The 18,248-nt window shown below is 73.3% G+C and carries 16 protein-coding genes; 11 read left to right on the top strand and 5 right to left on the bottom strand.

Translation table 11 applies throughout. The features are described 5' to 3' along the window. Window positions 1-6: 6 nt before the first annotated feature. Entirely contained in the window at window positions 7-1,107 is a 1,101-nt protein-coding gene (locus E1287_RS01230) for an alanine racemase (RefSeq protein WP_131962646.1), read from the bottom strand. Continuing rightward, window positions 1,104-1,850 (bottom strand): IclR family transcriptional regulator, encoded by a 747-nt coding sequence (locus E1287_RS01225; protein ID WP_165968837.1) that lies wholly within the window; start codon window positions 1,848-1,850, stop codon window positions 1,104-1,106. Before E1287_RS01225 ends, E1287_RS01230 begins: the two co-directional genes overlap by 4 nt. 107 nt (window positions 1,851-1,957) lie before the next feature. Between E1287_RS01225 and E1287_RS01220 the strand changes: the two genes are divergently transcribed. The 8 genes from E1287_RS01220 to E1287_RS01185 all read left to right on the top strand — a co-directional run bounded on the left by E1287_RS01220 (window position 1,958) and on the right by E1287_RS01185 (window position 12,232). Further along, window positions 1,958-3,514 carry an amidohydrolase family protein gene (locus tag E1287_RS01220; RefSeq protein ID WP_131962642.1) on the top strand — a complete coding sequence of 519 codons (1,557 nt, stop codon included), beginning with the start codon at window positions 1,958-1,960 and terminating at the stop codon, window positions 3,512-3,514. Between the two features lie 26 nt (window positions 3,515-3,540). Further along, window positions 3,541-4,890, top strand: a complete 1,350-nt coding sequence (locus tag E1287_RS01215) for an extracellular solute-binding protein (RefSeq protein WP_165968836.1) — start codon at window positions 3,541-3,543, stop codon at window positions 4,888-4,890. A gap of 2 nt (window positions 4,891-4,892) precedes the next feature. Next, entirely contained in the window at window positions 4,893-5,804 is a 912-nt protein-coding gene (locus E1287_RS01210) for a sugar ABC transporter permease (RefSeq protein WP_131962638.1), read from the top strand. Further along, window positions 5,801-6,688 (top strand): carbohydrate ABC transporter permease, encoded by an 888-nt coding sequence (locus tag E1287_RS01205; protein ID WP_131962636.1) that lies wholly within the window; start codon window positions 5,801-5,803, stop codon window positions 6,686-6,688. The genes E1287_RS01210 and E1287_RS01205 overlap by 4 nt, the downstream gene beginning before the upstream one ends. A gap of 3 nt (window positions 6,689-6,691) precedes the next feature. Continuing rightward, window positions 6,692-7,792: an ABC transporter ATP-binding protein gene (locus E1287_RS01200; protein WP_131962634.1), complete on the top strand. Its 1,101-nt coding sequence runs from the start codon at window positions 6,692-6,694 to the stop codon at window positions 7,790-7,792. Continuing rightward, on the top strand, window positions 7,785-9,242 hold the full coding sequence (locus tag E1287_RS01195) for an aldehyde dehydrogenase family protein (protein WP_165968835.1): 1,458 nt from the start codon (window positions 7,785-7,787) through the stop codon (window positions 9,240-9,242). The genes E1287_RS01200 and E1287_RS01195 overlap by 8 nt, the downstream gene beginning before the upstream one ends. 16 nt (window positions 9,243-9,258) lie before the next feature. After that, on the top strand, window positions 9,259-11,565 hold the full coding sequence (locus tag E1287_RS01190) for a pyruvate dehydrogenase (protein ID WP_131962630.1): 2,307 nt from the start codon (window positions 9,259-9,261) through the stop codon (window positions 11,563-11,565). 202 nt (window positions 11,566-11,767) lie between these two features. Beyond that, a complete protein-coding gene (locus E1287_RS01185; protein ID WP_207933954.1) occupies window positions 11,768-12,232 on the top strand; it encodes a hypothetical protein in 465 nt (154 codons plus the stop codon). Window positions 12,233-12,283: 51 nt separating this feature from the next. On the opposite strand, the gene E1287_RS01180 is transcribed toward E1287_RS01185, so the two are convergent. After that, complete coding sequence (locus E1287_RS01180) at window positions 12,284-12,994, bottom strand: FCD domain-containing protein (protein ID WP_131962626.1); 711 nt, start codon at window positions 12,992-12,994, stop codon at window positions 12,284-12,286. A 111-nt stretch (window positions 12,995-13,105) separates the two neighbouring features. Here E1287_RS01180 and E1287_RS01175 point away from each other — a divergent pair, with 111 nt between their 5' ends. Genes E1287_RS01175 through E1287_RS01165 form a run of 3 tightly spaced genes read left to right on the top strand, consistent with a single transcriptional unit; the run spans window position 13,106 to window position 16,419 of the window. Next, the gene (locus tag E1287_RS01175) at window positions 13,106-13,945 is read left to right on the top strand and encodes a fumarylacetoacetate hydrolase family protein (protein WP_131962624.1); all 840 of its coding nucleotides are present in this window, start codon (window positions 13,106-13,108) and stop codon (window positions 13,943-13,945) included. A 24-nt stretch (window positions 13,946-13,969) separates the two neighbouring features. After that, a complete protein-coding gene (locus E1287_RS01170; protein WP_131962622.1) occupies window positions 13,970-14,890 on the top strand; it encodes a VOC family protein in 921 nt (306 codons plus the stop codon). 2 nt (window positions 14,891-14,892) lie between these two features. Then, a complete protein-coding gene (locus E1287_RS01165) occupies window positions 14,893-16,419 on the top strand; it encodes an FAD-dependent monooxygenase (protein ID WP_243718486.1) in 1,527 nt (508 codons plus the stop codon). Here E1287_RS01165 and E1287_RS01160 read toward each other — a convergent pair. Both E1287_RS01160 and E1287_RS01155 read right to left on the bottom strand, forming a co-directional pair. Further along, window positions 16,416-17,516 carry an alcohol dehydrogenase catalytic domain-containing protein gene (locus tag E1287_RS01160; RefSeq protein ID WP_131962619.1) on the bottom strand — a complete coding sequence of 367 codons (1,101 nt, stop codon included), beginning with the start codon at window positions 17,514-17,516 and terminating at the stop codon, window positions 16,416-16,418. The two genes, E1287_RS01165 and E1287_RS01160, sit on opposite strands and share 4 nt — an antisense overlap. Beyond that, on the bottom strand, window positions 17,513-18,238 hold the full coding sequence (locus tag E1287_RS01155; protein WP_131962617.1) for a dienelactone hydrolase family protein: 726 nt from the start codon (window positions 18,236-18,238) through the stop codon (window positions 17,513-17,515). The genes E1287_RS01160 and E1287_RS01155 overlap by 4 nt, the downstream gene beginning before the upstream one ends. Window positions 18,239-18,248: the final 10 nt, after the last annotated feature.

Below are 18,248 nucleotides of genomic sequence, written 5' to 3'. Positions count from 1 at the left end.
TCCGGCTCAGTGCCGGCGTGCGCGGATCGGCCAGGTGTCGACGAAGTCCGTCCCGTCGTGCACCGCGTACCGGCCGAACAGGTTCACCGCCGTGCAGGCGTGGTTGGGGATCACGGCGACGCGGTCGCCGGGCGTCAGGCCGTGCGGCTCCGCCGATCCGGCGAGCCCGTGCTCCTCGTACAGCTTCTCGACGACGACGCCGGGATGCCCGTCCACCAGGCCGAATCCCGGTGTCAGGCTGGTCATCCGCTCGGCGGGCAGGCTCTTGGAGCCCGCGTCCAGGACGAGCCGGTCCGGCGCGGGGACGTCCACCACCGTGCTGATCACCGCGAGCGCGCACTCGGCCGCGTCCGGGCCGCCGAGCGCGACCTGGGTGGCGTCGTAGAAGACGTAGTTGCCGTAGCGGTACTCGTCCGCGCGGCCGGATTCCAGGCGGGCCAGCGGGGTGACTCCCGCGCTGAGCACGGCGGCCTCGACCCCGCGCTCGGCCAGCGCCGCACGCGTGCTCACCAGGGCGTCGTCCTGCTGGTCGCGGACGGCGGCGAGCCCGGCGGCGTCGGCGGCGGCGTAGGCGTGCCCCGCGAAGGTCATCAGCCCGCGCAGCCGGACGCGTCCGCCGAACGGGGCGGCCGCGACCGCGTCTGCGGTGGGACGGCCGGGCGGGGTGCCGAGGCGCCCCGTCCCGGAGTCGATCTCCCAGTAGACGTCGAACTCCGCGCCGGTCGCCGCGAGCGCGCCGACGTGCTCGGGACGCGAGCAGGTGACGGCGACCCCGCCGCGCTCGGTCAGCGCGGCCAGCGCGGCGGCGCGCCCGCCGGGGACGGGCGGGTAGGCGACGAGGACGTCCTCGAACCCGGCGTCGAAGGCCAGCTCCGCCTCGGCCGCGGTCGCGACGGTCGCCCTGTTCGCGCCCGCCGCGACCTGCGCACGCGCGATCTCGGCGGACTTGTGCGTCTTCTGATGGGGCGTGGAGTGCCCGCCCCGCGCCGCCACGCGTTCGGCCATGCCGCGGACGTTGGCGAGGAGCCGGGGATGGTGCACGGCGAGGAACGGCGTCGGCGGCCCGCCGTCCGCGCAGACGGCTGCCCAGCCGTCGCCGCTCGTCACGCGTCCGTCCCGGGCAGGACGGTCCTGCCGTTGATCTCGCGCGCCAGCTCGGACACCGCCCGGCCCATCTCGCGCTCCAGGTCGGGCGACATCCGCTCGACCGACACGATCAGGCTGAGCGCGGCGGCCGGTGCGCCCGGCGGGCCGAGCGCGGACGCGACCCCCGCGATCCCGTCGAAGAACTGGCCCCGGTCCACCGAGTAGCCGCGGGTGACGGACTCCTCGACATCGCCGGTGATCCGGGCGCGCACGTCCTCGGGCAGCGCCGACCAGCCGGGCCCGGCGCAGAGGTCGCGCCGGCGGCCGGGGTCCAGCCGGGCCAGGACGGCGCGTCCGGCCGCGCCCTCCCAGATCGGCGCGGTGCTGCCCAGCCGGGCGCTGGGCGCGAACGGGAGGCTGCTGTCGGTGCGCTCCACGTAGACCATCTCGTCGCCGTTCGGGACGGAGAACGCGGTGGCGGCGTCGAAACGCCTGCCCAGCTCGACCAGCGCCGCCACGGCCTCCCGCCGCATGGTCCGGTGCGAGAGCCGGATCGCGGCCAGCCGCAGCGGCAGCTCCCCGATCTGCCAGTTGCCCGCCCGGTCGCGCTCCACCAGCCCGATCTCGGCGAGCCCGGTCAGCAGCCGGTGCGCCGAGCTCTTGCTCAACCCCGCCCGCTCGGCGCATTCGGCGAGGCCGAGGACGGGTTCCTCCTGACTGAACGCGGCGAGCAGCGCACCGACGCGATCGACCACCTGAACCACGAACGCCTCCAAAGAATGCCTTGACCGGGGAGCGGCAGCGAGATTAGGTTGCCACAACATCCCATTGAGTGGAACTCCAAACCGCAGAATGGAACGCAACGACAGTGGTGAAGATCATCCGTGGCGGCCGCGTCGTCGACCCCGGAACCGGGACCGACGCGGTGCTCGACCTGCTCATCGAGGGTGAGCGGGTGACGGCGCTGGCGGCGCGGATCGAGCCGCCCGCCGGCGCGGCGGTGTTCGACGCCACCGGCCTGCTGGTGCTGCCGGGGTTCGTTGACATGCACACCCACAGCGACTTCACGCTCCAGCACGACCCGGCCGCGCCGTCGCGCCTGCACCAGGGCGTGACCACCGACGTCACCGGGAACTGCGGCTTCTCGCCGTTCCCGCTGCCGCCGTCGAGCATCGGGTTCGGCTCCTTCTTCAGCTCCCGGCTCGACCGCGGCTTCCCCGACCTGGCGTCCTACGCGGCGCACCTGGAGTCGCTCGGCACCGGCGTGAACGTCGCCCCGCTCGTCGGGCTCGGCGCCGTCCGGGAGCACGTCGCGGGCTCCGACCCCCGCCCGCCGTCGGACGAGGCCGTGGCCGAGATGCGGCGGCTCGTCGCCGAAGGGCTCGACCAGGGCGCGTTCGGGGTCTCCAGCGGCCTGGTCTACACCCCGGGACGGTTCGCCGCCGCCGACGAGCTGCGCCGGGTCATCGCGCCGCTGCGCGGGTCGGGCCGGTTCTACGCCACCCACCTGCGGGACGAGCGGGACGGCCTGGTCGCGTCCGTGGCCGAGGCGATCTCCACCGCCGAGGACGCCGGCGTCGACCTGCAGATCTCCCACCACAAGGCACTCGGCAAGGCCAACTGGGGGCGCACCGAGGAGACCCTCGCGATGGTCGACGAGGCCAACGAGCGCGGCGCCGTCAGTGTCGCCGTCGACTACTACCCCTACACCTCGGGCAGCACCGGCGTCTCCAGCCTGCTCCCGCCCGGCTCCCTGGACGGCGGCTGGGAACTGCTGCGCCAGCGGGCCGGGGAGGGCGCCGAACGGCTCCGGCTGCTCCGCCACCTGGACGGCGCGGCGCAGTTCCGTCCCGACGAGATCATCTTCGGCCGGTCGGGGACGCGGCCCGAGGCGTCCGGCCGGGCGCTGCCGGAGTACGCGGCCCTGCTCGGCCGGGACGCCGTGGACGTGCTGCTGGAACTGATCCTGGCGGAGGGGGAGCGGCTCACCATGATCGTCCCGGCCGCGTCGCGCGACGACCTCGCCCGGGTGTCGGCGCACCCGGCCGCCATGCACGGCAGCGACGGCTGGCTGATGACGGCCGAGCAGGCGCGGCACGAGCACCCGCGCAACCTGGCGAGCGCGGCCGAGGTCCTCGTCCCCGCGCTCCTCGGCCGGACGCCGCTCGACCGGGCGATCCGGCACCTGGCCACCGTCCCCGCCGAACGGCTGCGCCTGGACGATCGTGGAACGTTCCGATCCGGCTCCTACGCCGATATCGCCGTCGCCGACCCGGCCCGCGCGGCGGCCTACCAGAACGACAGGGGACCGGAGGCCCGGCGCGCCTACCCCGGCCTCATGCGCTGGGTCTTCGTGAACGGCGAGACCGCCATCGACAACTTCCGCCCCACCGGTCGGCGCGCAGGGAAGGTCCTGCGGGCGGCATGAGCATCCCCACGCGAACGGAGCAATCCATGGCAACCAGCAACGCATCCCCGGGCGCCTCGCGCGTGACCAGGCGTTCCTTCCTCCGCGGCGGCGTGGCGCTCGGCGTCGCCGCCGGTCTCGGCGGCTCGGGCCTGCTGACCGGCTGCGGGTCCGGCGACGGGGGCGGCGACCCCAACGACCTCCAGATGCACCACGACGCCGCGGTCGGCCCGCTGTTCAAGCCGTACGTGGACCACTTCAACAGCAACTACGCGCCGCTCAAGCTCGGCACGTCGTACGTCGCGCAGGACTACCTCACCGTCACCAACCAGCAGCTCGCCGGTGGCAACGCGTCCTACGACGTGCTCTTCGCGGACGAGGGCTACCTGGAGTCGTGGTCGAAGAACCAGTGGGTGCGCTCCCTCAAGGACCTGCCCGGCCTGGACAAGCTGATCGCGAACATGAACCCCGGCGTGGCCGAGGCGCTCAAGGGCCCCGACGGCGACATCTACGCGCTGCCCTACTTCCAGGGCGCCGAACTCTTCGTGGTCAACACCGACCATCTGAAGAAGATCGACGCGTCCGCGCCCGCGACCTGGGACGAGTTCCTGGAGCAGGCGCGGGAGCTGAAGGCGAAGGGGATCAGCCAGACGCCGTACTCGCCGTACTGGATCAAGTACGCGTTCCTGATGTGGCACCAGTTCGCGGCCGAGGTGGCGTCGGAGGGCGGCGGCTCGCTGTTCGACCCGTCCGGCAAGCCGGTCCTCGTCGGCAACGCCGCGGCGCGCGCCACCCTGGAGCGCTGGCGGACGCTCTACTCCGAGGGCCTGGTGCCGAAGGACCTGTTCACCACCGACTACGGCGGTGTGACCAACATCTTCGGCGGCGGCAAGAGCAGCTTCTCGATGCGGTACCAGGCGCAGGTCGTCGGCTGGAAGGACCCGAAGCAGAGCTCCGCGGCCAAGGCCGTGAAGAATATCGCCATGCCCGGCAAAACACATCAAACACATAGTTTCGGCGCATATTGGATGCTTTCGTATGAGACCGAGGGCGACAAGAACGCCGGGACGCTCATCGACTACCTCGGCGGCGCGGGCAAGGACGGCTCCTACCACGTGCCGAAGAACCTCGTCGCCACCGAGCTCGGGCTCTCCAGCGGCTACAAGAGCGTCGACTCGGATCCGGCCGTGCTCAAGTCGTGGGCGAAGTGGGCCGACGTGGACGCCCTGACCGGCCAGCTCGCCAAGACCGTGAGCCTCGGCCCGGTCACCACCCGGACCTGGTACCCCAAGTTCGCCGACAGGGCGTGCGCCGTCCTGCAGGAGGTCGTCCTCGGCAAGAAGTCCTCGGACGAGGGGCTCAAGGAGCTGAGCGACTTCGCGGGCGCGCAGAAGTAGCCGTGGCCACGACTCGCTACGGGCGCGGCGAGGCCAGGTTCGGCATCGCCATGGCCCTGCCCGCCCTGATCGTCACGCTGGTCCTGCTCGCCTACCCGCTGGTCTACTCGTTCTGGGTCAGCCTGCACGAGCAGACCCTCGGCAGCCGCGCCCCGGCCCGCTGGGTCGGCTTCGACAACTACACCGCCGTCCTGAGCGACCCGGTGTTCCTGCCGTCGCTGACCCGGACCGTGCTGTTCGCCGCCGCCGTCGTCGCGGGCACGCTGCTGCTCGGCACGGTCTTCGCCCTCGCCCTGAACCAGGACTTCCGGGGCCGGTCGCTGGTGCGGGGCGTGCTGATCCTGCCGTGGTCGCTGTCCCAGATCACGCTGGCGCTCACCTTCGGCTGGATCTTCAACTCCACCTTCGGGCCGCTGAACGGGGGGCTGAAGCAGGCCGGGCTGATCGACAGGTACGTCGCCTGGTTCGCGTCCGGGCAGGTCGCGCTGACGGTGATGGCGGTGGCGTTCGTGTGGAGCCTGGTGCCGTTCGCCACGCTGCTCATCCTCGGCGCGCTCCAGACCGTCCCGGAGGACCTGCACAAGGCGGCGCGCATCGACGGGGCCGGGCCCGTCCGGCGGTTCTTCTTCGTCACGCTGCCCTGGATCCGCGACACCGTGCTCGTGGTGTCCGTGCTCGCCCTGATCAACGCGTTCCTGGCGTTCGCGCTGATCTACATCCTCACCGGCGGCGGCCCGGGCACCGAGACGACGCTGCTGTCCTGGTGGGGCTACACGACCGCGTTCCGCGACCTCGATCTCGGCAAGGGCGCGGCGATCTTCTACCTGATGACCCTGGCGATGGTGCTGCTCGCCGCGCTCACCGCGCTCGGCATCAGGGGCCCCCGCCGCAAGCGCGAAGGGAGGACCGCGTGACCGCCACCGCGAACCGCGCGCGCCTGGCGAAACGGATCGGGGTGCGCGCGCTGCGCACCGGGATCGTCCTGGCGCTCCTGCTCTGGGTGCTGCTGCCGTTCTACTTCCTGCTGCTGGTGGCGCTGACGTCCCGGGCCGACTCGCTGCGCACCCCGCCGCGGTGGATCCCCGCCATGGACTTCGGGAGCTTCCAGCAGATCTTCGACTCGGCGTTCAGCGGCGCGCCGCCGAGCAACCCGAGCGACCTGATCGTCCCCGGCATGCAGAACAGCGCCGTGGTGGCGGTCTGCGTCGCCGTCCTCAACATCATGATCGCCTCCACGGCGGGCTACGCGTTCGCGCGGTTCCGGTTCCCCGGTTCCCGGACGGTCCCGGGCCTGATGCTCGGCAGCCAGCTCGTCCCGGTGTTCGCCCTCGTCGTGCCGTTCTACGTGATGCTCCACTCGATGGACCTCACCGACGCCAGGACGGGCGTCGTCATCGCCCACCTCGGCTTCACGGTGCCGTTCTCGGTGTGGATGATGCGGGCCTACTTCAACGGGATCCCCGTCGAGGTGGACCGGGCCGCGATGATCGACGGCTGCACCCGCTGGCAGGTCTTCGCCCGCGTGGTGCTGCCGCTGGCCCGCCCCGGGATCATCAGCGTCGGCCTGTTCTCGTTCATGGTGTCGTGGAACGACTTCCTGTTCGCGCTGGTCCTGAACTCGCGGACGGACGCGATGCTCATCCAGCCGGCCATCTCCGGGCTCTACAACGTGCGCGAGCAGTCCTTCGGCATCATGGCCGCCGGCACGCTGCTGGCCGCACTGCCCACCATGCTGCTCGCCCTCGTCTCGCAGCGGTTCCTCGTACGCGGCCTGACCTCAGGCGTCGGAAAGGTGTGACGCGTGTCCAGTATCGAACTCCGGCAGGTCACCAAGCGGTTCGGTGACACGCTGATCGTCGACTCGATCGACCTGACCATCGAGGACGGCAGCTTCACCGTGCTGCTCGGCCCGAGCGGGTGCGGCAAGACCACCACCCTGAACATGATCTCCGGGCTGGAGGAGGCGTCGTCCGGGCGGATCCTGTTCGACGGGAAGGAGGTCCAGGACGTCCCGCCGCACAAGCGCGACGTCGCGATGGTGTTCCAGTCGTACGCGCTCTACCCGAACCGCAGCGTCCGGGAGAACATCTCGTTCGCCCTCAAGCTGCGCAAGCAGCCCGCCGCCGAGATCGCCGCGCGGGTCGCCGAGGTCGCCGAGATGCTCGACATCGGCACGCTCCTCGACCGCAAGCCGCGGCAGCTGTCCGGCGGCCAGCAGCAGCGGGTGGCGCTGGCGCGGGCGATCGTCCGCCGGCCCAACGTCTTCCTGCTGGACGAGCCGCTCAGCAACCTCGACGCCAAGCTCCGCGCCGACATGCGGATCAGCCTGCGCGAGCTGCAGCGCGAGCTGGGCGGCACCTTCGTGTACGTCACGCACGACCAGGGCGAGGCGATGAGCATGGCCGACCGGGTCGTCGTCATGAACGGCGGGGTGGTGCAGCAGGAGGCGCCGCCGCTCGACCTGTACCGGCGGCCCGCGAACCGGTTCGTCGCCGGATTCGTGGGGACGCCGGGGATGAACTTCGTGCCGGGCGACCTGGACGACGACGGTTCGTTCGCGCACGGCGACTGGACGGTCCCGATCGGCTGGACCGGGTCCGCCAGGGCGGGCGTGACGCTCGGCGTCCGTCCGGAGGACGTCACCCTGGAGCCGGGCGACGGTCCCGACGCGGTCGGCCGGGTCCGGCTGATCGAGCGGCTCGGGGTCGAGGCGATCGTCGTGGCCTCGTTCCCGTCCGGCGACGTCATCGCCCGCGCCGACCCGGACATCGAGCTGGACTCCGGGACCCCGGTGGCGATGCGCGTCCGTCCGGGGAAGGCCCATCTGTTCGACGCCGAGGGCGGCGGCGCGCTCGCGTGGACGCCCGCCCCGAAGATCGCCAAGGAGGTCGGGAGTGGCTGACGAGGTCGCACTGCGGATCGGCGGCCGCGCCGTGCCCGCCCGCGAGGGCGCGGTCTACGACGCGGTGAGCCCGGCGACCGGGGAGCGGATCGCCGCCATCGCGCGGGCCGCCGAGCCCGACGTCGACGCGGCGGTGGCCGCCGCCGAGGAGGCGTTCGAGGCGCACCGACAGGAGAGCGCGTTCACCCGCGCGGACTGGTGCCACCGGGTCGCCGCCGTCGTCGAGGAGCGCGCGCCCGCGATGGCCCGGCTGCTGGCCCTCGAACACGGCAAGCCGGTGGACCAGGCCGAGGGCGAGATCCGGCTGGCCGCCGAGGGCTTCCGGCTCGCGGCCGAGGAGGGCAAGCGGCTCGGCGGCGAGACCGTCCCGGTGCGCGACGGCGCGAAGCTGGTGCTGACCACCCGCAAGCCGCGCGGCGTGTGGGCGGTGATGACGCCGTTCAACTTCCCGGTGAACATCCCGGTGGAGTACCTCGGGCCGCTGCTGGCCTGCGGCAACGCGGTCGTGTGGCGTCCGGCGCCCAGCATGGCGGCGGTGGCGGGCGCGCTGTACGACTGCATCGAGGCGGCGGACGTCCCGCCGGGGCTGGTCAACCTGATCACCGGACCGGACCTCGGACCGGCGCAGCGCCTGGTGTCCCATCCCGCCGTCAACGGCGTCGGGTTCACCGGCAGCTCGAAGGCGGGCGCCGAGATCGCCCGGCTCGCCGCCGGCAAGGCGCAGGTGATGGAGCTGGGCGGCAACGGGCCCGTCGTGGTGCTGCCCGACGCCGACCTGGACCGCGCGGCCCCGGCGATCGCCTCGGCCGCGTTCGCCAACGCGGGCCAGTCCTGCTCGGCCGCCGGACGGATCGTCGCGGCGGAGCCGATCGCGGCGGAGCTGGAAGAGCGCCTGGTCGAGGAGGCCCGCCGCGAGGTGGTCGGGTCGCCGTTCGACGCCGCCACGACCATGGGGCCGGTGCACACCCGCGGCGTGGCCGACACGATGGCCAGGCACATCGCCGACGGGCAGGCCAGGGGAGGCCGGACGGCGTTCGGCGGCGGCCCGCTGCCCGACCGGCCCACGGACCTGTACTGGAACCCCACCGTCCTGGTCGGGCTGGACGAGGACGCCGCGGTGATGAGCGAGGAGACGTTCGGCCCGCTGGCGCCGGTGCTGCGGGTCGGCGACGACACCGAGACGATCATCGCCGCCGCCAACCGCGGCCGGTACGGGCTGAGCTCGGCGGTCTTCGGCCGCGACCTGGACCGTACGCTGGCGGTCGCCGGACGGCTGCGCGCCGGGCAGGTCACCGTCAACGACACCAGCAACTACTGGGAGCTTCATCTGCCGTTCGGCGGCGCGCCGGGCACCGCCAGCGGTCACGGCCGGCTGGGCGGACGCCACATGGCCGAGGCCGTGACGGAGATCCAGTCGATCTCCGTCGATCTGACCCCGCCCTGGCGCTGAGGCGAAGGAGCCGACGATGAACGATCAGGTGGCGACGGCCGCGCACGCCGGCGTGCTGGCGGAGGTCGAGCGGCGGGTGCTGTGGCTCGCGACGGCCATCGTGGACCACGCCAACCGGGTGCGGCCCAACCCGTCCGGGCTGAAGGTGGGCGGGCACCAGGCGTCCTCGGCGTCGATGGCGACGATCATGACGGCGCTGTGGTTCCGGCACCTGGGACCGGACGACCGCGTCTCGGTCAAGCCGCACGCCTCGCCGGTCCTGCACGCGATCAACTACCTGCTCGGCGAGCTGGACGAGCGGTTCCTGACGTCCCTGCGCGAGTTCGGCGGCCTGCAGAGCTACCCGAGCCGCACCAAGGACCCGGACCCGGTCGACTACTCCACCGGGTCGGTCGGCATCGGCGCCACCGCGCCGATCTGGGGCGCGATCGCCCGCCGGTACGTGGACCGGGAGTCCGGCGGGCGTCCCGCCGGGCGGCAGTACTCGCTGGTCGGCGACGCCGAGCTGGACGAGGGCGCGGTCTGGGAGGCGATCCTCGACCCCGGCGTGGCCGAGCTGGGGGAGATCGTGTGGATCGTCGACCTCAACCGGCAGTCCCTCGACAGGGTCGTCCCGTACCTGGCCGCGCACCGGCTCAAGGGCATGTTCGCCGCCGCGGGCTGGCAGGTGCTGACGCTGAAGTACGGACGGCTGCTGACCGAGCTGTTCGACCGCCCCGGCGGGGACGACCTGCGCGCCCGCATCGACGCGATGCCCAACCCGGAGTACCAGCGGCTCCTGCGCTGCGACGCGGACGAGCTGCGCGAGCGGCTCCCCGGCGGGAGCGAGCCCGTCGCCCGCCTCGTCGCGGCGCTGGACGACGCGACGCTCCTCGCCGCCCTGCGCAACCTGGGCGGGCACGACCACGGCAGCCTGGCCGACGCGTTCGCGTCCATCGACGACTCCCGCCCCACCGTGATCTTCGCGTACACGGTCAAGGGCCACGGCCTGCCCAGCGAGGGCCACCCCCAGAACCACTCGTCCCTCCTCACCGGCGACCAGATCGCCGGGCTGGCGACCGAGCTGGGCGTCAACGCGGCCGACCCGTGGGCCCGCTTCGAGGACGGATCGGCCGCCGCCCGCCTGTGCGCCGACACCGCCGCGCGGCTGCGCCGCACCCCCGCCGCGCCGCAGCTCCCGCCCAAACTGCCGGACGACATCGGCCGCACCCCGAAGGGCACCGCGACCACCCAGGCCGCGCTGGGCCGCCTCCTGCTGGACCTGACCCGGGAGGCGCCCGAGGCGGCGGCGCGGGTCGTCACCGTCAGCCCGGACGTCAGCTCCACCACCAACCTCGGCGGCTGGGTGAACAAGGTCGGCGTCTGGTCGACCGCCGAGCGCCGCGACTGGTTCGCCGACGACGGCGAGACGATCCTGCACTGGCGGGAGGGGCCGGCGGGCCAGCACATCGAGCTGGGCATCGCCGAGACCAACCTGGTCGGGCTGCTCGGCGAGCTCGGCGCCACATGGAGCCGCTGGAACCGCCCGCTGCTCCCGATCGGCGTCCTGTACGACCCGTTCGTCGGACGCGCCCTCGAACCGTGGTCGTTCGGCATGTACGCGGGCGGACAGTCGATCCTGATCGGCACGCCGTCCGGGGTGACGCTGGCCCCCGAGGGCGGCGCGCATCAGTCGATCGTCACGCCGTCGATCGGGATCGAGCAGCCGGGCTGCGTCGCCTACGAGCCCGCGTTCGCCCTCGACACCGAGTGGACGCTGCTCGCGAGCATGGCCCGCCTCGGCCGCCCCGGTGGCGGCTCGGCCTACCTGCGGCTGTCGACCCGTCCGGTGGACCAGACGCTCGCCGCGGTCCCGGCCGACCCCGCGGCCCGGGAGCGCCGTCGCCGCCAGGTGGTCGCGGGCGCCTATCCGCTGCGCCGCGCCGAACGTCCCGCCGTCACCGTGGCGGCGATGGGCGCCCTCGTCCCCGAGGCGCTCGCCGCCGCCGACCGCCTGGAGCAGGCGGGCGTCGGCACGGACGTGGTATGCGTGACCAGCCCCGGCCTGCTCTTCCAGGCCCTCCGCTCCCGCCAGGGCCAGGACGACGGCCCGAACTGGATCCTGGACCAGGCGTTCCCCGCCGCACGCGCCACCCCGCTCGTCACCGTCCTGGACGGCCATCCGCACACCCTGGCCTTCCTTGCCGGGGTGAACAACGTCCCCTGCGTCACCTTGGGCGTCACCGGATTCGGCCAGTCCGGCTCGATCGGCGACGTCCACCGCCACCACGGCATCGACACCGACTCGATCGTCCGCGCGGCCCTGGACCTCCATTCCGGGTAATGGCAGGCCCGCGGGCGGGCGTCCGCGCCCTGGCGGCGCGTGGCGGGCCGTCGGCCGCATGCGGACTAGGCGCCGAGCCAACCACCCCCGGAAACGAGGCGTCTACCTCAGCAATTGATGTCAGTTGCGCGGGAGGTTCACAATGCGCGCATTGTTCGCGGGGGTGCTGACACTTGTCATGTCGGTCGCTCTCATCGGAGTGATGGGCACGCCGGCGTCGGCCGCGTGCGACACCACGTGGGGATCGCTGCCGAAGGGCGCGCTGGGCGACTACTCGGAGGGGCCGCTGGAGCGGGTCCGCACCGGCCGGCAGACCTGTTACGACCGGCTGGTCGTCGAGGTGGCGGGATCCGGCTACGGATACCTGGCCGAGTACGTCGACGAGGTGGTCCAGGAAGGTTCGGGCAAGCCGGTTCCGCTGCGTGGCGGCGCCAAGCTGCGGATCATCGTGCAGGCGGCGACCGCTCCGGGATTCCCGGCCACCTCGTCCAACCTGGCCGACGTCTCCGGCTACACCACGTTCCGGCAGGTAGCGGGGGCGGGTTCGTTCGAGAGCCAGACGACGATCGGCGTGGGCGTGCGGGCACGCCTGCCGTTCCGGGTCCTCACGCTTCCGCGTGACGGCGGCGGCACGCGGCTCGTCGTCGATGTGGCTCACACCTGGTAGTTCCGGGTCGCGGCGGCCCGGCCCGCACCGGGCTGCCGTCGGACGTGCGGATCATTCGGTGGCGCCGGGGTCGCCGGCCGTCTTGTGGGTGTGGATCAGGTGCATGGCGGCGTCGCGGTCGTGGCGGGCCACGGCGTCGATGAGGTCGGTGTGGAGGCGGTGGCGTTCGCGCAGGTATTCCGGGAGGGGACGGACGCCGTCCGGGCGAACGTCCAGGGTGTGGGCCTCGATGAGGTCCAGGAGGCTGGCGTAGAGGGCGCGGAGCAGCGCGTGCGGGCTGGTCGACGCGATGCGGGCGTGCAGGCGCCAGTTCGCGCGGGCGAAGGCGGTGGCGTCCTCGGCGCCGGCGGCGCGGCCCATCTCGTCCAGGATCGTGCGCATCTCCGCGATGTCGGCGGGGGAGGCGTGCCAGAGGGCGTCCTCGATCAGCAGGGGGTCGAGGGCGTCGCGGATGCGGATGGCCTCGGCGACGGAGGTGGGCTCGGCGTCCAGCGCGAGCATGGTGTTGCCGAGCCGCACCATCGGTGACTGCTCGGCGGCGAAGAGGCCGCCGCCCGGCCCGGGGCGGACCGAGACCAGCCCGCGGGCCTGGAGCAGGCGCAGCGCTTCGTTGAACGTGCTGACCGAGACCCCGCACAGCGCGCGCAGCTCGCTCTTGGTGCCGAGGCGCGTGCCGGGCTCCGCGGACCGGGCCAGGCCGGCGATGCGGTCGGCGGCCCGCTCGGCGGCCTGCCGGGTGTTCGCCGGCGTCGCAGAGAGCATCCGTCCTCCTCCACCGAATTCAGCATGCACAATAGCAGAGGGCGGTCTTGACACCACGTCTCACCAGGGATCATTATCGAGCGAAATGATCCTGATGAATTAGGAGGACGGGTGCGCATCGGCAACCTCGCAGGTCGCTTGGTCCTGCTCGACGGGGACCGCGCGGTGGACGTGGAGGCGGCGAGCGGCGGACGGTTCGGGCCCGATCCGCAGGCCGTCTACGCGGAGTGGGACGCCTTCCGCGCGTGGGCGTCCGCCGTGGACCTCGGCGGCGGGGCGGGCTTCGACCCGGCCGAGCTGGGAGCGCCCGTCCCCGCGCCGAGGCAGGTGTTCGCCATCGGCCTCAACTACCGCGACCACGCGGCCGAGTCCGGGTACGACGCGCCGGACGGGCTGCCGCCGGTGTTCACCAAGTTCGCCACCAGCATCACCGGGCCGGTCACCGAGGTGGCCCTCCCGCCCGGCGGCCACACCGACTGGGAGGTGGAGCTGGTCGCGGTCATCGGCAGGCGCGCCCGGAACGTCCCGGAGGACGAGGGCTGGGACCACGTCGCGGGCCTGACCGTCGGGCAGGACATCTCCGAGCGGATATCCCAGATGGCGGGGCCCGCGCCGCAGTTCAGCCTGGGCAAGTCGTTCCCGGGGTTCGCGCCGACCGGGCCGTGGGTCGTCACCCCGGACGAGTTCGCCGACCCCGGCGACTTGGAGCTGAGCTCGGCGATCAACGGCGAGGAGGTGCAGAAGGCCCGCACCCGGGAGCTGATCTTCTCCGTCCCGCTGCTGGTCGCGCGGCTGTCGGCGGTGCTGCCGCTGCTGCCCGGCGACCTGGTGTTCACCGGGACGCCCGCCGGGGTGGGCCTCGGCCGCGCCCCGCAGCGCTGGCTGGCGCCGGGCGACGAGCTCGTCAGCCGGATCGAGGGCATCGGCGAGCTGCGCCAGCGGTTCGTGTGAGGGGATGCGTGTGAGGGGAATGGCATGGCACTGCACCGGCTGAGCTCCGTGACCATCGGGGTCCCCGACGTCGCCGGGACGGCGGCGTACTACACCGAGTTCGGGCTGAACCCGGACGGCGACGGCTGGTTCCGCACCCGGGACGGCGGGCGGCAGCTCCGCCTCGTTCCCGCTCCGTTCCGCAGGCTCGCCGAGGTGCGCATCGGCGTGGACTCGGCCGACGACCTGGGCGCGGCCGGGGCGCGGCTGCGCGCCATGGACGTGGCCTGCGAGCAGGACGCGACGACCCTGACCGCGGTGGAACCGGCGACCGGCGTGCGGGCCGTGCTCGAAGTGGAGCCGAGGCTGCGCCAGGAGGCCGTCCCGCCGACCCGCTACAACGGCCCCGGTCGCCTGGAACGTTCCGGAGAACGGGCGCCGGGCGTGCTGCGCACCGGACCGGTCCAGCCGCGCAAGCTCGGGCACGCGGTGCTGGGCACCACCGACTTCGCCGCGACCACCGCGTTCTTCCGCGACGGGCTCGGCTTCCTGACCAGCGACCTGATCAAGGGCGCCGGGGCGTTCCTGCGCTGCTCGACCGATCACCACAACGTGCTCGTCCTGGCCGCCCCGGTCGGGTTCCTGCACCACACGTCCTGGCAGGTGGACGACATCGACGAGGTCGGACGGGGCGCGACCGCGATGCTGGCGGACCATCCCGAACGGCACGTGTGGGGCCTCGGCAGGCACCACGCCGGGTCCAACTTCTTCTGGTATCTGAAGGACCCGGCGGGCAACTTCTGCGAGTACTACTCCGACATGGACTGCGTCCTCGACGACCAGCTCTGGACGCCGGAGACCTTCGAGGGGGCGAAGGGCCTGTTCAACTGGGGGCCGCCTCCGCCGCCGTCCTTTCTGCGTCCCGACGACCTGGCCGAGCTGATGACCGGCGTCCACGGCGGGTGAGCGTGGACGCGCCCGTACTGATCGCCGGCGGCGGGCCGGTGGGCCTGGCGACCGCGCTGGAGCTGGCCCACCACGGCGTGCCCTGCCTGGTGGTGGAGCCGCGTCCCGAGGTGTCCTGGCTCCGGCCCCGCGCCAAGACGACCTCGGCGCGGACGATGGAGCTGTTCCGCCGGTGGGGCCTCGCCGCCGTGATCCGCGACCGCGCGCCGCTGCCGGTCGCCTGGTCGGACGAGGCGGTGTTCGCCACCGGCCTGCTGGGCCGGGAGATCACCCGCTTCCAGGGCTGCTTCGGCCTGGACCTGACCGGCGACGACCGGGTCGCCGAGCCCGGCCAGCAGGTCGCCCAGCCGCTGGTGGAGCAGGTGCTCCGGGACGCCGTCGCCGCGTCCCCGCACGCCGCGCTCCTGACCGAATGGCGCGTGACCGGCCTGCGCGAGGACGGGACGGGCGTCACCGCCGACCTGACGGGCCCGGACGGGACGGCGAAGCAGACCCGCGCCGAGTACGTCGTCGGCGCCGACGGCTCGCGGAGCGCGACCCGCGCCGCGATCGGCGCGAAATACGAGGGCGCCGACGACGCGCGGCCCAACTTCAACATCGTCTTCCGCGCGCCCGGCCTGGCCGATCGCGTGCCGCACGGCCCGGCGGTGCACTACTGGGTCCTGAGCCCGGACCAGCCCGGCCTGGTCGGACGCCTCGACCTCGCCGACACGTGGTGGTGCATCGCCCAGGGCGTCGCCCAGGAGGACGGCGAGGCGGACCCGCTGCGGATCGTCCGCAACCTGGTGGGCGCGGACGTCGACGCCGAGATCCTCGCGACCGACCCGTGGCGGGCGCGGATGCTCCTCGCCGACCGGTACGCGAGCGACCGCGTCTTCCTCGCCGGGGACGCCGCGCACCTGAACCCGCCGTGGGGCGGCCACGGCTTCAACACCGGCGTCGGCGACGCCGTCAACATCGGCTGGAAGCTCGCCGCCGTGCTGAACGGGTGGGCCGGTCCGCGGCTGCTGCGCAGCTACGAGGCCGAGCGCCGGCCCGTCGCCGCGCGGACCATCGAGGAGGCCGCCCGCAACATGGCCACGCTCGCGCCCGAGCTGACCGACCCGCGGCTGGCGGGCACGGGCGCGGAGTTCGAGGCGGCGCGTCCGGGCGTGGCCGCCGCCGTCCACCGGTCAAAGGACGGCGAGTTCCACAGCCTCGACCTGGTGCTGGGCTACTCCTACGCGGGCTCGCCGGTCGTGTCGGACGGCGCGGGGGAGCGGATGCCGCACCGCTGGCTCGGTCCGAACGAGTCGCGCTACGACCGCCTCGGCCGGGAGTTCACCCTGGTCGGCGACCTTTCGACGGCTCTCGCCGCCGACTTCGTCAAGGCGGCGGCCGGGGCGGGCGTCCCGCTCGACACGTTCGACGACCCCGGCGACCGGCTGATGCTCGTGCGCCCCGACCAGCACGTGGCATGGGCGGGCGACGCAGGCGACGCGGTTGATGCCCGCAGCGTTCTGGCGCGCACGACGGGACGACGTCTCTAGGGGTTGATGACCGCCATCCAGATCGGCTCGCTCCGGCTCTGCATGGCGGCGACGGCGCGTCCGGCCTCCGCCAGCGGGAACCGGTGGGTGATCAGCTCGTCGGCGGCCAGGACGCCCCGTCCGAGCAGGGCGAGCACCTCCCGCGCGTCGGTGCGGGTGCAGGAGCGGGTGCCGACGACGCGCCAGCAGTTGACCATCAGGACGCGGGCGGGGATCGGCAGCGGGCCGGGGTTGGCGCCCATGTGCACCATCGTCCCGCCCGTCGCCATCGCAGCCGTCGCCTGCGCCATCACCGGGCCGTCCGGGACGAAGTCGAGCACGGCGTGGGCCCCTTCGGGCGCCAGTTCCCGCAGCCGCCGCGTCAGGCCCTGGGTCGTCGCCCAGTCGTCCGGCAGCTCGTCCAGGGCGACCGTTTCGGTGGGCAGGTCGCCGGCCAGGCGGCGGACGTCCGCGAGGCGTTCGGCGCTGCGCCCGACGAGGACGAGCCGGGCCACGCCGAAATGCGGTGCCAGTTTCACGGTGGCGGTGCCCATCGTCCCGGTCGCGGCCGTCACGACGAGCGTCCCGCCGAGCGGCAGGTCGGCGCATTTCAGGGCGCGCACGGCGTTCGCCAGGTCGTGGACCTTCGCGCCCACGTCGAAGCTCACGTTCCCGGGCAGCGGGTCGAGCAGCCAGTGCGGGACGCGCACGAACTCGGCGAGACCGCCGTCGTGGTACGCGTCGTACAGCGGCATCGGAACGTCCCCGAACGCGGCGTGCCCGATCATGGCCTGCTGCGCGCACATCATCTCGCGGTCGGTGCGGCAGTAGACGCAGTCCCGGCAGGTGAGGTTGGGGTGGATCCGCACCCGGTCGCCCACCGCGACCCCCGCCGCGTCGGCGCCGAGAGCGGCGACCGTGCCCGCGGCCTCGTGGCCGAGCGTGGTGGGCAGGTGCTTGAACGCGCCCCGTCCCAGCAGCGTCATCATCCCGGGCGCGAGCCCGGCGGAGGCGACCTTGACCAGGACGTCCTGCGGTCCCGGCTCGGGCACGGCGGTCTTGGTCAGGTGGAGTTCGGCGGAGCCCGGGAGCGCCCGCGCGGCCAGCATGGAGGTCATCGGACGGGTGCCTCCCCGGGAAGGTGGCGGTCGAGGAAGGCGTGCGTGCGCGCCCACGCGGCGGACGCGTCCCCGGCCCGGTACATGTGCGGCCGGGCGTCGCAGGCGAAGGCGTGCCCGGCCCCTTCGTACACGTGCTGCTCGAAGCCGGCGCCCGCGTCCCGGAGCGCCGTCTCGATCGCGGCGACCTGCTCGGACGGGATGGTCGGGTCCTCGGAGCCGACGTGCATCAGCAGCGGTGCGTCGATCGCCGCCGCGCGGTCCAGCACGGCGTGCGGCCCGGCCGCGATGCCCGGACCGTAGAAGACGACGGCCGCCGCCAGGCCCGGGATCGCGGTGGCGGCGGTGAAGGCGGCGCGGCCCCCGAAGCAGAAGCCGACGACGGCCGTCCGGTCGCTGCCGATGCCGTCCTCCTTGGCCAGGCGGTCGAGCACGGCGCGGACGTCGGTGGTGATCGCGTCCGGCCCGATGGCGCCGATCAGCGGCATCGCCTCCGCGTGCTGGTCGTAGCCGAGGGTCTCGACGCCGGTGCGGTGGAACAGGTCGGGCGCGAGGGCGAGGAAGCCGCGCGCCGCGAACCGCCGCGCGATGTCCTGGATGTGGTCGTTGACGCCGAACGCCTCCTGCAGCACGACGACGGCACGGTCGCCGGGGGACTCGGGGCGCGCCGCGTAGACGCGCATGGGCCCGTCGGCGGTGTCCACGGTGATCCATTCGCTCATGGTCGGCATG

This window comes from Actinomadura sp. KC06, assembly GCF_004348735.1.
GTDB lineage: Bacteria > Actinomycetota > Actinomycetes > Streptosporangiales > Streptosporangiaceae > Spirillospora.
The sequence above is the reverse complement of the archived record's forward strand: the minus strand, read 5'-3'. Positions and strand labels throughout refer to the sequence as shown.

Excerpts from the sequence above, each read along its gene's own strand:
- E1287_RS01215 (WP_165968836.1), top strand. The coding sequence starts at position 3,541 with ATGGCAACCAGCAACGCATCCCCGGGCGCCTCGCGCGTGACCAGGCGT.
- E1287_RS01155 (WP_131962617.1), bottom strand. The coding sequence starts at position 18,238 with ATGAGCGAATGGATCACCGTGGACACCGCCGACGGGCCCATGCGCGTC.
- E1287_RS01185 (WP_207933954.1), top strand. The coding sequence starts at position 11,768 with ATGGGCACGCCGGCGTCGGCCGCGTGCGACACCACGTGGGGATCGCTG.
- E1287_RS01180 (WP_131962626.1), bottom strand. The coding sequence starts at position 12,994 with ATGCTCTCTGCGACGCCGGCGAACACCCGGCAGGCCGCCGAGCGGGCC.
- E1287_RS01160 (WP_131962619.1), bottom strand. The coding sequence starts at position 17,516 with ATGACCTCCATGCTGGCCGCGCGGGCGCTCCCGGGCTCCGCCGAACTC.
- E1287_RS01170 (WP_131962622.1), top strand. The coding sequence starts at position 13,970 with ATGGCACTGCACCGGCTGAGCTCCGTGACCATCGGGGTCCCCGACGTC.
- E1287_RS01190 (WP_131962630.1), top strand. The coding sequence starts at position 9,259 with ATGAACGATCAGGTGGCGACGGCCGCGCACGCCGGCGTGCTGGCGGAG.